A 13,548-nucleotide genomic window follows, 5' to 3' on the forward strand; every position below is an offset into this window, starting at 1 on the left:
ATTGAACCCGCGTATCCAGCCGCACCAGCCGCAGCACCTGCTACAGCTCCCGGAACTCCATAGGCACCATTCACAGCTTCGATTTCCGCCGATGAAAGCTCACGCATTAGCACTCTCCTTTATAGTATTTAATTTTCTAGCAACATCAAACAATCTTCTGAGCAGGCATTTTCAAACTTGTAAAAATACACAGTCAATAAATTGTTTCCCGCAGGGCGCATCGCCCTGACAAACAACAACTCCACCATAAATATACATTAGGAATACACCTCCTTATTAGCCCGGCCATTTTAAAATACAAAAGGCATCAACAGTCAACGACATACGAAACAAGAATTGTCTTATACACATGTAAAAAACGCAGACAAACGAATATAACTCTTGATTATTTAAACCGAAAGAAATTAAAGATTCTGCCTTTTTTCTTATGTCGCTATTGAGTTTGAACCACAATCTGTGACTTCAAATCACTTACCATTGAGCCAATGATCGAACTCATGCCTTTGAAATCATCGGTACTGCACAGTGCACTGGGGTTGTTAAACTTCATGTGGCGACGGACGACCACCGCTCCAGGCTCTTTCGAGTATGTTGAGATGTATTCAATTTTTTCATGGCGCAAGGTTATCGACTTAGGCACCGCGACAATACTGACCTCTTTTGCAAACTCAAAGCGCGCCTGCTCTTCTGTCACTCCCGAGATGCAGGTAAAGGACTGAACGCGATCGCTCTCGGCTGCGAAAGCAAAAACGTTTTGTGCAATGCCACCCGCGAAACTACTCATCGTGGGAATGCCTGTAGGTCCTGGAAAGCCAACCAGCTTCTCCGACTGTCCGACCATTTGTATTGAAAGTTCGTTATCGTTCGCCTCAAGTTCGGTCGCGATGAACGTTCCTTTACCTGTCTGGCCGTAACTCGTCAGAACTTTTTGCACCAACTGGTTTCGATCAACAGGGCTCATGGACTTAATGGCATAGCGATTGAACTCTGCCGGCCAGCCTGTGATTCGGGATGAGTGAGTAAAGTCGGCATCACCGTTGATGCTTACCTTGAACACCGTATTGTTCTCTACCTTTCCTTCCTGGGTGGAGGGTGTGCGTCCCAGCGTTCCAGCCTTGCTAAAAACGACGGGTTTATCCAGGTCAAAAATGGGCAGATAACCACCTGCAATTCCCTCCGCAGTGGAGTCCAGATACAAGTCCAGACTCGGTATGTAGGTGATGACGTGATCGAGCACTCCCAGCGTCGGGACCTTGGGCAAGGTATAGGCATTACCAGAGTTGATAAGCGCAGGCGTGCTTTCTATAGCCATGGCGTCGAGCAATGACTGCAATAACACTACGTGATCCTTACAGTCTCCATAGCGATTGGCCAGAATGCTGTCGACAGGATTTGGAACTACACCACCCGCCCCCACATAGACTGCAACATAGCGGATGTTTTTTCGCACCCAGTCGCTCAAGGCAATCGCCTTGTCCCGAGGGTTATCGAGATTGGCTGTGATCGTTTTTGCCAGCTCACCGATTTCTGCCGTCACACGGCTCTTCGCCCGAGAGTCGTAAGCCTCGGCAAAGACTTTGAAGTCAGCGAACGTCGAAACTGCCAGATATTGACCATAGTCCTGATAGGCGACGGAGCCACTTTCAATACGATCTTTTTTGCCGGGAATGTAGTCCCAGCGATATATTTTGCGTCCCGCCGCAACCACAGGATCACGGGCCTTGAAGCCTCGGGCATCGGCATCCAATGGCATGCTTTGCGGCAAATCATAAATAAGGGTGTATTGCTTGGTGGGGTGAAACGTGGGGTACGACAGCGCCTCGAACTGCTTGGGGAACAATGCAGTGGTGCGCTGTGTTTTGAATTGGATGATTAGGCGATCGCCGACAGCGACTTCCGGAAAGATGACGACTTTGACCCGTGTGTCCTGGAACATTGGCGCATCGGATGAGCCACGCTCTTGTTGTTCCTTGATCTGATCAGCCTTGACCGATATTTTCCGGCCATCCGGCTTCTGGGTGTAAGCCTCAACGACATCCAGGCTTTCCAGTGTCTGGTTGTAGCTCAACGGGCGTTGCGAATATGCCTTAATGGCTCGCTCTTCGTTGATCAGCACCACGATGTCATTGGTGGCGACAAAGCTGCCATCTGCGTTGATGACATGGGTTCGAACATCTTTCTCGATCGTGATCGAGGAATCGGTACCATCATCCTTGGCAACTGCAGTGTTCAGCGCAAAAACCAATACCGCTATTGAACCAACCAACCGTACAGGAAAAAAAACTGCGAACCGCATAAAGATCCATCTTTATAAATGATATTCGTTCGCAGTATAAGGCAATTAGCTGTCATTTGTAACAGCTTTGAAACAATCAGTAACAGCTGCCGACTTAATGTTGAATCTGCTTGCTCCCTGTCACGGCGATGGTGCCCTTGATGCGCAAGGTGCAACCACCGGCCGCGCCGTCAGCAGACGCTCACTGATCAGGCTTGAGGCATTTTGCGGAAGCCTACCGCCAGACGGTTCCAGGCGTTGATGGTGGTAATGGCCACGGTCAAGTCGACCAGTTCCTTGGGGCTGAATTCGGACGCCGCCAGTTCGTAGTCCTCATCCGGCGCATGGGTCTGGCTCAGCAGCGTCAAGGATTCAGTCCATGACAGCGCCGCACGTTCACGCGGGGTGAAGAACGGCGTTTCACGCCAGGCCGACAGGGTGTACAGACGACGCTCGTCTTCGCCGCCCTTGCGGGCATCGGCGCTGTGCATATCCAGGCAGAAGGCGCAGCCGTTGATTTGCGAGGTGCGCAGTTTGACCAGTTCGATCAGGGTCTTTTCCAGCGGCAGCTTCGACACCGCGGTTTCCAGCGCGATCATGGCTTTGAGTGCGTCTGGCGATGCGGTGTAGAAATCGATACGAGGTTTCATGGTGGACTCCAATAGCAAGTGCGGGTGGAGCTAAGTTAGTCCTGACGGCGCCGATGACAAATAGCCAATATCTCAGAAGTCGAGGAGGCCATTGAAGGATGTGGCGACGGTGGATTGCTGATCCGCAACTTCTGCGGCGGCCCTGCTGCCGCTATCGCGAGCAAGCTCGCTCCCACAGGGGTCTTCAGTGACAACACAATCTGTGTTCACACAGCTCAAATGTGGGAGCGATCCGCATAGCGGCCAGCCACCGAAAAACTAAGCCCGATTACGCAACCACTGCAAAAACCCTTTCTTCGCCACCACCTTCGGCACGTCTTGGGTCAGGGACTGCGCCTTGTGCAAGCGGAAATCCAGCAACGCCTTCATCGCCTCGCTGATGTCATGCCGCGCATCCAGGCACGGTTTGAGGTAGTCCTTCTCGATCCGGTACAAGCTGCACGCGGTCTTGGCGCTGAACTCTGCCGGCAGCGCGGTATCGGACAACACCCCGCCCTCGCCGATCACCTCGCCCGGCCCCATGCGCCCGGACTCGAACTTGACCCCGCCACGGCTCAACTGCACCGAGACCACACCCGATTCGATGATGAACAGGTGATCGCTGACCTCCCCCGCCGGCAGGATCATTTCACCGGCGCGGAAGGTTTGCAGCTTCATGTTCTGGCTGAAGGTGTCTTTCTCTTCCTGGCGCAGGGTCGAGAAAATGTTCGAGCTGTCCAGCAGCGCCCGCGGCCGTGACAGCTCGGCAGGCGCGTTGGATTCGACGCTCGACAACAGGCTGACACCGGACGCTTGCAAGTGCCGGTACGCCAGGTCGAACAGCAGATTGCGGACCATGCGCTTCTGATCCATGGAGACCACGAAGCCGCTGATTTCGTACTCCACGCCACTGGCGCTGGAACCCTTCAACGATACGTTTGGCGCCGGCTTGTTCAACAGAAAACGGCAACCCTGCATCGCCCGCTCCAGCGCGTCGAGCACCGTTTGCGGGCGCGCGTGCGGGCTCAGTTGCAGGCTGATAGAGACGCCGAACATATCGCTCGGTCGGCTGAAATTGATGATCTTGGCCTTGGCCGCCAGCGAGTTGGGAATCACCGCCATGCTGCCCTGGGAGGTTTGCAGGCGCGTGGCGCGCCAGTCGATGTCAGTGACCCGGCCTTCGGTGCCGTCGATGGAGATCCAGTCATCCAGTTGATAGGGTTTGGTGGTGTTGAGGACGATCCCCGAAAACACATCGCTGAGGGTGCTTTGCAAGGCCAGGCCGACGATGATCGCCAACGCACCGGAGGTGGCGAGCACCCCTTTGACCGGCAGTTCGAGCACGTAGGCCAGGGCGGCGATGACGGCGATCAAGAAGATCACTGCACCGAGCAAATCTTGCAGCAACCGCCCGGTGTGCCCGACCCGCTGCATCATTACCGCACCGATCAGCACCGTCAGAGTACGCGCGCCGAACAGCCACCAGCCGATCTGCAACCCCGTGGCTGCCAGGTGCAGCGGCACGTTATCGGCCCAGGGCGCCGGCTCCAACGGGTTCAAGCCTTCGTTGAACAACAAGATGCTGAACAGCGCGAAAATCACCAGCCGCACGACCAGTTTCCAGTTGCTGCCGTTGGCACTGATCAAGCGCCACAATCCGAGATCGATCAGGATCAGGACCAGTGCGCAGATCAATGGGTGATTGGTAAGCAGTGACAGCATCAAGCGACTCCAGCCATGTACGGATGGGCACAGTGTAGGAGCAATTGCGGATCTGATAACACCACAAAAAACTGAGGGAGCCGGCTTGCTGGCGATGGCGGTCTGACAGTCACTGAATTGTTGACTGCTCTACCGCTATCGCCAGCAAGCCGGCTCCTACAGGGGTGATGTGTGTCAGTGATTACTTGCTGTCGGTCAGGGCGTTGTAGCTGGTGAACAGGTTGCGGTAGTCCGGGATGTGGTTGGAGAACAAGGTGCCCAAGCCTTCCACGTCGTTGCGCCAGTCGCGATGCAGCTCACAGGCCAGGCCGAACCAGGTCATCAACTGCGCGCCGGAGGACGACATGCGGTCCCAGGCCGATTGACGGGTCAGTTCGTTGAAGGTGCCGGAAGCGTCGGTCACCACAAACACATCGAAGCCTTCAGCCAGGGCAGACAGTGCCGGGAAGGCCACGCACACTTCTGTCACCACACCAGCGATGATCAACTGCTTCTTGCCAGTCGCCTTGATCGCCTTGACGAAGTCTTCGTTGTCCCAGGCATTGATCTGGCCGGGACGGGCAATGTACGGCGCGTCCGGGAACAGTGCCTTGAGTTCAGGCACCAGCGGGCCGTTCGGGCCGGTTTCGAAACTGGTGGTGAGGATGGTCGGCAGTTTGAAATACTTGGCCAGGTCAGCCAGGGCCAGCACGTTGTTCTTGAAACGGTCAGGCTCGATGTCGCGCACCAGAGAAAGCAGGCCCGCCTGGTGATCGACCAACAGAACGGCGGCGTTATCCTTGTCGAGTCGTTTGTAAGAAGTAGTCATGGGAGTAATCCTCGCTTTTTATCGATGCCGAACGGGTCGGTTTGAATGAATCCTGATGTCCGTTAAAACGCGGCCAGACAAGGGTAGCCCCCAGGTCCGGCACGCCAGCGCAGTACAACAATGTGTTCAATCGCTCATCCGACCGAACCGTCCGGACTGGAAGTCAGCAAAGGCCTGATGAATCTCTTGCTCGCTGTTCATCACGAACGGGCCGTGACCGACAATCGGTTCGTCGATCGGCTCGCCGCTGAGCAGCAACACCACGGCGTCGTTATTGGCTTCCAGGCTGAGCTGATGGCCATCGCGTTCGAACAACGCCAATTGCCCTTCTCGCACCAGTTCCTGGCCGTTGACCAGAACCGTGCCGCGCAGCACCACCAGCGCGGTGTTGCGACCTTCGTGCAAGTCCAGGGTCAGCGACTTGCCGCCGCTGAGGCGCAGATCCCAGACGTCGATCGGCGTGAAGGTGCGCGCCGGACCGGTGTGGCCATCAAATTCGCCAGCGATCAAGCGCAGGCTGCCGGCCTTGTCCTTGAGCCGGATACTCGGGATGTCGCCATCGAGAATCGTCTGATAACCGGCATCGGCCATTTTGTCCCGAGCCGGCAGGTTGACCCACAGCTGAACCATTTCCAGGGTGCCGCCGCTCTTGGCGAACCCTTCGGAGTGGAACTCTTCATGGAGAATCCCCGACGCCGCGGTCATCCATTGCACATCGCCAGGGCCGATCTTGCCGCCGCTGCCGGTGGAGTCGCGGTGCTCCAGTTCGCCCTTGTAGACGATAGTCACTGTTTCGAACCCGCGGTGCGGATGCTGACCAACGCCACGACGTTCGGTGGTCGGGGTGAATTCGGCGGGGCCTGCATGATCGAGCAGCAAAAACGGGCTGATGTGTTTACCCAGGTTGTCGTAGGAAAACAGCGTACGAACCGGAAAACCGTCGCCGACCCAGTGGGTCCGTGGGCTGGTGTAGATACCGATGATGTTTTTCATCCTGCCTCCAAATTCGTTGTTTGACGCGATGGACAAAGCTTAAAACCGCTGCCTTTGATGCACTAGACTGCAAAAATCAGCCTTAGCGTTCTATCTGGAGAACGATGGTGGAAGACCTCAACACCCTGTACTACTTCACCCAAGTGGTGGAACACGGCGGTTTCGCTCCGGCAGGGCGGGCGCTGGACATGCCCAAATCCAAGCTCAGCCGGCGCATTGCCGAGCTTGAGGAGCGCCTCGGTGTACGGCTGCTGCACCGCACCAGCCGGCACTGTTCGCTGACGGAGATCGGCCAGGCGTATTACCAGCGCTGCCAGGCCATGCGGGTGGAAGCGGAAAGCGCCGCCGAACTTATCGAACGCAATCGCTCCGAGCCACAAGGGCTGGTGCGCATCAGTTGCCCGACGGCGCTGCTTAACTCCTGGGTCGGGCCGATGCTGACCCGCTACATGCTCAAGTACCCGTTGGTGGAGTTGTTCATCGAGAGCACCAACCGCCGGATCGACCTGATCCACGAGGGGTTCGACATTGCCCTGCGGGTGCGCTTTCCACCGCTGGAAAACACCGACATGGTGATGAAGGTGCTGGGCAACAGTACGCAGTGCCTGGTGGGCAGCCCGGCCTTTCGCGAACGCCTGTCATCGCCCGCCTCCCCGGCCGACCTCAGCGGTTTGCCGAGCCTGCACTGGGGCGCGGCACAACGTGAATATCAGTGGGAACTGTTCGGCGCGGACGGCGCCAGCGCGATGATTCGACACGCACCGCGCATGGTCACCGATGACCTGTTGGCCTTGCGCCATGCCGTGCTCGCCGGGATCGGCGTTGTGCACCTGCCAAGCGTGGTGGTACGCGATGACATAGCCGCCGGGCGATTGGTTGAACTGGTGCCGGGGTGGGCGCCGAAATGCGGAATCGTGCACGCGATCTTTCCGTCACGTCGCGGGCTGCTGCCCTCGGTCAGAGCGTTGATCGACTTTTTAGGCGAGGAGTTCAGCCACAGCGATATCGCTTGAGGACTCGACACACGGGGCTGGCGGAGTTTTTATTTCGGACATAATATCGATCCGGATTACAACCATAATATCCGCTCCCGCCTGAGGACATCATCATGCAAAGCCCCAACCGCGACGCCACCCTCGCCCAATGGATCGCCCAGGAACAGGCCATGCGCTCGCGTCTGGCCGAGCCGGGCAGCTTGTCCATGGCCGAAGTCAGTGCGCTGTCGCCCGCCGAGTTTTTCGAGGGTATCGGCGACGGTGAACTGCCTTCACCGCCCATCGGCGCCTTGATCGATTTCATCCCGATCGAATGGTCGGCCGGGCTGTTCATTTTCCAGGGCACGCCGGATTCGCGGCATTACAACCCGCTGGGCAGCGTGCATGGCGGCTATGCGGCGACCTTGCTGGACTCGTGCATGGGCTGCGCGATTCACACGCAGCTGAAGAAGGGCCAGGGCTATACGACGCTGGACTTGCGCATCAGCTACGTGCGCGCATTGACCGGTGCCAGCGGACCGGTTCGGGCCGAGGGCAAAATCGTGCATCTGGGCCGTTCCACCGCGCTGGCCGAGGGGCGGATTTATGATGTGGATGGGCGGTTGTATGCGACGGGCTCGACCACTTGCATGATTCTTGAGGCTCGGGGGTAAGGCTTAAGATCGAAAGATCGCAGCCTCGTTTCACTCGACAGCTGCTACAGGGGGATTGCGTACTGTGTAGCAGCTGTCGAGTGAAACGAGGCTGCGATCTTTTGATTCATGACTTGCGGTAAACATTGCTTTGCCCATCCAGCGGTTTTTCCCAGGGAGGCAGCCGGGGATACTCGTGTCCATTCCCACTGCAACCCCTGGAGTCATTGATGTCTATTCCCGCATTCGGTCTCGGTACCTTTCGCTTGCAAGGCCAGGTGGTCATCGACTCGGTGAGCACCGGCCTCGCGCTGGGTTACCGGGTGATCGACACCGCGCAAATCTACGAGAACGAAGCCGAGGTCGGCGAGGCCATTGCCGCCAGTGGCATCGCCCGTGAAGAGCTGTTCATCACCAGCAAAATCTGGGTCGCCAACTTCGCCAAGGACCGGTTGATCGACAGCCTCAAAGAGAGCCTGCGCAAACTGCAGACCGACTACCTGGACCTGACGCTGATCCACTGGCCGTCCCCGGAAGATCAAGTGCCGGTCGAGGAGTTCATGGGCGCCTTGCTCGAAGCCAAACGACTGGGCCTGACCCGGCACATCGGCGTCTCCAACTTCACGGTCGCCCTGATGCAAAAGGCAATTGCGGCAGTCGGCGCCGAGAACATCGCCACCCACCAGATCGAGCTGCACCCGTACCTGCAAAACCGCAAGGTCGTCGAGTTTGCCCAGCAGCAGGGCATCCAGATCACCTCCTACATGACCCTGGCCTACGGCGAGGTGTTGAAAGACCCGGTCATCCAGCAAATCGCCGATCGTCTACAGGCAACCCCGGCCCAAGTCACACTGGCCTGGGCCATGCAGCTGGGTTACGCGGTCATCCCCTCCTCCACCCAACGCGCCAACCTGCAAAGCAATTTACAAGCGTGCGCTCTGCAGTTGAGCGAGGCCGACATGGCGTTGATCGCAAGCCTGGATCGCGGCCATCGACTAACCAGCCCGAAAGGCATCGCGCCGCACTGGGATTAAGCGTCAGCTCTGCTCAAGGCTCTGATCGAGACTTCGCATTGCATCCTGTAATTGATCGACGGCCTCGTCGATCAATGCGGCGTGACCGGCGCCGCAAGCACGTTCCAGCGCGACACAACACTCGATCAGCCGCTGGGCCCGGACCATGCGCGCACCACCCTTGATGCGGTGCGCCAGGTCATGCAGAACGGGGAGATTGTTGCCAGCGTGGGCTTGAAGCAGGTGTTCACGGTCATCCCGATTGGTCACTGCCAGTTCGCGCAGCAATTGATTGATCAACGTCCGGTCTTCACCGACGTATTGCTCCAGCTCGCTCAAGTCGATCTCGGACGATGAGGGTTGTTCGCTCGTCGTCTCTACAAACCGGTCAGCCAGCCACACACTCAGATCCGCCAGCCGAATGGGTTTGAACAAACAGTCGTCCATACCCGCTTCAAGACACTGGACCTTTTCTTCAGGTTGCGCATTGGCGGTAAATCCCAGAATCAGCGTTGACGGCAGACCTTGCGCGCGCTCTTCATCGCGTATCGCGCCGGTCAATTCATAACCGCTGAGATTCGGCATATTGCAGTCAGTAATGACCACATCAAATTCGTTTGCACGCCACAGTTCCAGCCCTTCCCCGCCATCCTCGGCCTCCATCACGCGATGCCCCAGGTAGCTCAGTTGACTTGAGAGCAACAAGCGATTGGCCGGGTAATCGTCAACCACCAGAACCGTCAGTGACCGCGTGGGGACCTGCCCCCCCACCCTGTTCACCGATTCACCAGCAGGCAGCGGTTTCAACGCGATCAGCGACAGGCTGATCTCGACCTGCGAACCCTGTCCGAGGACGCTGTGCAGCACCAGCCGGCCGCCCATCATTTCGCACAACGTGCGGCTGATCACCAACCCCAGGCCGGAACCCTTGCGAGCAGATTGCTGGCTGTTTCCGGCCTGAACGAACGGACTGAACAACCGCTGCTGGTCGGCCGCGCTGATGCCAATGCCAGTGTCTTGAATAAGCACATTCACCGCCAAATGCCCTGACGTACCGGGTGCTACCCGCAGCGTCAGACCCACTTCGCCTTCGCGGGTGAACTTGATCGCATTGCTCAACAGATTGGACAACACTTGCTTGAAGCGTGTGGGGTCGATCAACACCTCTCGATCACTGCGCGGGTCCAGATCGACGCGCCACGCCACGTGCTTTTCCCGGGCAAGTCCTTCAAAGACCCGGCACACCGACGCCACCAGATCACGCAGATTGACGCGCTCGGGGGTCAGCGATAAATGACCGGACTCAATGCGCGCGATGTCCAGAATGTCGCCGATCAACGCCAGCAACTGCTGCGCAGCCGTGGAGGCGACTTCGAGGGAGACGCGATCGGCGACGCCCTCTTCCGCACGCTTGCCGGCCATTTCCAGAAAGCCGATCAGGGCATTGATCGGTGTACGGATTTCATGGCTCATGGTCGCCAGAAACGTGGTTTTGGCACGGTTGGCATCATCCGCGGCGTCCTTGGCCTCCTGTAACTGCTGCATCCACTGCTGACGCTGGCGAATTTGCCGACGCTGCCAGGCGATCCAGCCAAGGGCCAGCAACAACAAAGCTCCCGCTGCGGCAAAACCCTGCAAAATACCTTGGCGATGACGCAGCCAATAACTGTCATCGACCACCACATCATTGCTCCAGCGAGCGATCAGATCGTCCATTTCTTCGGGCGAAATGCTCAGCAATGCCTTGTTCAAAATCGAGTGCAACTCCGATTCATCACGGCCGGTTGCCATGGTGATACGCGCCGGTTCATCGCCTACGGTGCTGCTGATCCGTAAACGCCCCTGGTAATACCGGGCAATCAGGTAACGGGTCATGAACAATGAACTGAGCGCGGCATCGGCCTGCCCTTTCGCTACAAATTCCAGACCTTGGGCCGGGTTTTGTACGTCCACCATCTGCACCTGCGGCGCCCGCGCCTGAATGAACGCACGCATCGGGTGACGGGGATAAATCGCCAGGCGTTTACCGGCCAGATCGTCCAGCGTCTTCGGGCTACCGGAGGTCGTTGCACTGACCAGCGTGTACGGAAAGGTCACATAGGACCGGGTAAAGTGCAGTTCGTTTACGTCTTTGGTCTCGGGGATGATGGCGGCCAGAAGATCAATCTCTCCGGCCTTGAGCCGCTGGATCTGCTGGTCCAGGGATTCGCCTCGCAGCACTCGGAAATTCAAACCGCTGCGTTGGCTGATCAGCGTGAGCAATTGCGCCGTCAACCCACTGAATCGCCCCTCGGGATCGTAGTACATCAACGGTGCAAATTTCTCCACAGCCCCCACACTGACTGTCGGATGCTGATCCAGCCAGCGCTGTTCACTCTCACTCAGACTCACGCGCTGCTGTCCCGCCACTTTCGCCCTGCCCGCACTCCAGCGCTGTTCGATGACCGAGCGCTGCTCCATGGGGATCGCCGCCAGCGCCTTGTCGATGAGGTGCTTCAGCGGCAGGTTGTCCCGAGCCAGCGCGAAGCCGAACGGATTAGCGTCGAGGCCCGACGGCCCCACCAGATGAACGGAATTGAAGTAGTTGTTGTTGATCAGGTAATTGGCGCTGATGAGGTCACCGAGGTACACGTCATCCAGCCCATACGTCACTGCCCCAAGTGCATCGAGCGCTGACGGATAACGTTGCAGGCTGGCCTCGGGATAGAACGATTCAACGGTCTGCGCCGGCAGATAATCATCGACCATGGCAATGCGTTTACCGGCCAGATCTTCGGGCATGCGCTCGTCCAGTCGGGTGACCAGCATCGGCTGATCTTCAGCATAGGCATTTGAGAGGTTCAGCTCGGGGTCGGCCAGTTCGAAGTTGTTCGAGGTCCCGAGCAGATCCAGTTCACCGTACTTAAGGGCCTCCATGGCCGCCTCACGCGTGGCATAACGCAGCACCTCGACCCGCACGTTCAGCAGTTGCGCGACCAGCGCGGCGTAATCGGCGGTGATGCCTTCCAGCTCATCGTGATTGCGCCTCACCTCGAACGGCGGGTAGTCCGGCCCGCTCACCCCGAGGCGCAACACACGCTTGTTGCGCAGCCATTGGCGGTCCTGTTCCTCCAGAGGGACCTCGTAACCTTCCACTGTGGAACGCCCCAGTAGCTGCAAGCGCTCAGGCTCGCCGGCCGTCGAAGCCAACACCGACGGTACGAGGCACACCATCAGGATCAGCAGCAAGATACGCACGGTCGGGCGCACTCAGATCAGGTGATTGCGTATGGCGAAATCGCGCAAGTACACCGCCGAACTCAGTCCGAGCTTTTCGATCAAGCGAGTCTTGTAAGTGCTGACAGTCTTGTGGCTCAGGTGCATGAGCTCTGCGATCTCTTTGTTTTTAGTGCCCCGGGCCAGGTACTGCAGGATGGTCAGTTCGCGGTTTGAGAGTTTGTCGATCATCTGCTTTTCGCTGTGTTGCAGCATGTCCACCGGCCCGGTGGGTAGCTGTGCGAAATAGGTATAGCGCGCCATGACGGCTTGCACTGCTTTGTGCAAATGGCTCAGATCATTGGTCTTGGAGACATATCCCAAGGCCCCGGCGCGCATGCAGCGTTCCTGAAAAAACAGCGGATCCAAGGAAGTGAACATCAGCACCACACACATCCATCCGTTGACTTTGATTCGCTCCAGCACATCCAGGCCGTTGCCGCCGGGCATGACCAGATCCAATATGACCAGATCGACTGCCTGCTCACGGAGTATCGTCAACGCTTCCCCAACGCTTGCCGCCTCATGAATCCGTTTGAAACCTTCCCGCTCAAGTACAAGCTTGACTGCGGCGCGAACCACCGGATGATCGTCCACAAGCAGCGCTGACTTCATGACAACTCCCTGTGCAAAGACTCGACGAATGCCCGCCGGATAACACCGGGGCAGACACAACGGCTGCGCCAAGACTCTTGCATGTGGCGAAGGCAGAATCTACCTGTAAGAAATGACAGTCCCGACGAACGGTAAGCCGCCATCACCCGGCATACCGCTGATAGCGCTCCTGCGGCGATGTATCGATGATCGTCATCAGCCGCTGGATGCACAGCAGATCAGGCAGCGCTGCGTGGCTCACCTGAATCTTCTGGTGCCCGTAGTCCTGGACCAACGGCAACTGCGCCCGTTGGCCGTCGAAAATCAAAACGTGGCGAACCTGCCGGTTATCGAGGAAGTACCCGAGCAAATCCAGCTCGCCTGTCGCAAGAGCGGCATTGACGACCACCAGGTCGAACGGTTCGCAACCGTACTCGATCAGGGTCAGCATTGACGCAAGCCCCTCCACCGGCGCCACCCGGTAATAGTCGAGTTGATTGAACAGCCGTTCGATGATCATCCGCTGGAAGTGCTGCTCGTCGGCGATCAGGATGCGTAAGGCTTTATTCGGCATCGTAGCCTCTTGGGTGATAGCTGGTTTTTGATGCGGCGAGGCTACGGGAGGCGCGCAG

General features: G+C 57.7%; 11 protein-coding genes. 3 read left to right on the forward strand and 8 right to left on the reverse strand.

Translation table 11 applies throughout. The features are described 5' to 3' along the window. Positions 1 to 433: 433 nt before the first annotated feature. From ACYZT8_RS19675 to ACYZT8_RS19695, 5 genes are all read right to left on the reverse strand, one after another. Entirely contained in the window at positions 434 to 2,296 is a 1,863-nt protein-coding gene (locus ACYZT8_RS19675; RefSeq protein ID WP_461975195.1) for a DUF3857 domain-containing transglutaminase family protein, read from the reverse strand. A gap of 188 nt (positions 2,297 to 2,484) precedes the next feature. After that, positions 2,485 to 2,925, reverse strand: coding sequence for a carboxymuconolactone decarboxylase family protein (locus ACYZT8_RS19680; protein WP_461975197.1), 441 nt, complete (start codon positions 2,923 to 2,925; stop codon positions 2,485 to 2,487). Positions 2,926 to 3,183: 258 nt separating this feature from the next. After that, complete coding sequence (locus ACYZT8_RS19685) at positions 3,184 to 4,626, reverse strand: mechanosensitive ion channel domain-containing protein (protein WP_461975199.1); 1,443 nt, start codon at positions 4,624 to 4,626, stop codon at positions 3,184 to 3,186. Positions 4,627 to 4,807: 181 nt separating this feature from the next. Further along, positions 4,808 to 5,434, reverse strand: coding sequence for an isochorismate family cysteine hydrolase YcaC (gene ycaC, locus ACYZT8_RS19690; protein ID WP_461954935.1), 627 nt, complete (start codon positions 5,432 to 5,434; stop codon positions 4,808 to 4,810). A gap of 126 nt (positions 5,435 to 5,560) precedes the next feature. After that, entirely contained in the window at positions 5,561 to 6,427 is an 867-nt protein-coding gene (locus tag ACYZT8_RS19695; RefSeq protein WP_461975201.1) for a pirin family protein, read from the reverse strand. A gap of 104 nt (positions 6,428 to 6,531) precedes the next feature. Here ACYZT8_RS19695 and ACYZT8_RS19700 point away from each other — a divergent pair, with 104 nt between their 5' ends. From ACYZT8_RS19700 to dkgB, 3 genes are all read left to right on the forward strand, one after another. Then, positions 6,532 to 7,440: a LysR family transcriptional regulator gene (locus ACYZT8_RS19700; RefSeq protein ID WP_461975203.1), complete on the forward strand. Its 909-nt coding sequence runs from the start codon at positions 6,532 to 6,534 to the stop codon at positions 7,438 to 7,440. Between the two features lie 95 nt (positions 7,441 to 7,535). Continuing rightward, positions 7,536 to 8,075 (forward strand): PaaI family thioesterase, encoded by a 540-nt coding sequence (locus ACYZT8_RS19705; protein ID WP_461975205.1) that lies wholly within the window; start codon positions 7,536 to 7,538, stop codon positions 8,073 to 8,075. A 209-nt stretch (positions 8,076 to 8,284) separates the two neighbouring features. Further along, a complete protein-coding gene (gene dkgB, locus ACYZT8_RS19710; protein WP_461975207.1) occupies positions 8,285 to 9,088 on the forward strand; it encodes a 2,5-didehydrogluconate reductase DkgB in 804 nt (267 codons plus the stop codon). Between the two features lie 3 nt (positions 9,089 to 9,091). Here dkgB and ACYZT8_RS19715 read toward each other — a convergent pair whose 3' ends face one another. The 3 genes from ACYZT8_RS19715 to ACYZT8_RS19725 form a co-directional block, all read right to left on the reverse strand. Next, entirely contained in the window at positions 9,092 to 12,316 is a 3,225-nt protein-coding gene (locus tag ACYZT8_RS19715) for a response regulator (protein ID WP_461975209.1), read from the reverse strand. Then, positions 12,317 to 12,937 (reverse strand): response regulator, encoded by a 621-nt coding sequence (locus ACYZT8_RS19720; protein WP_461975211.1) that lies wholly within the window; start codon positions 12,935 to 12,937, stop codon positions 12,317 to 12,319. A 142-nt stretch (positions 12,938 to 13,079) separates the two neighbouring features. Beyond that, positions 13,080 to 13,490: a response regulator gene (locus tag ACYZT8_RS19725; protein WP_461975213.1), complete on the reverse strand. Its 411-nt coding sequence runs from the start codon at positions 13,488 to 13,490 to the stop codon at positions 13,080 to 13,082. Positions 13,491 to 13,548 lie beyond the last annotated feature (58 nt).

The organism is Pseudomonas sp. LB3P93 (assembly GCF_054898025.1).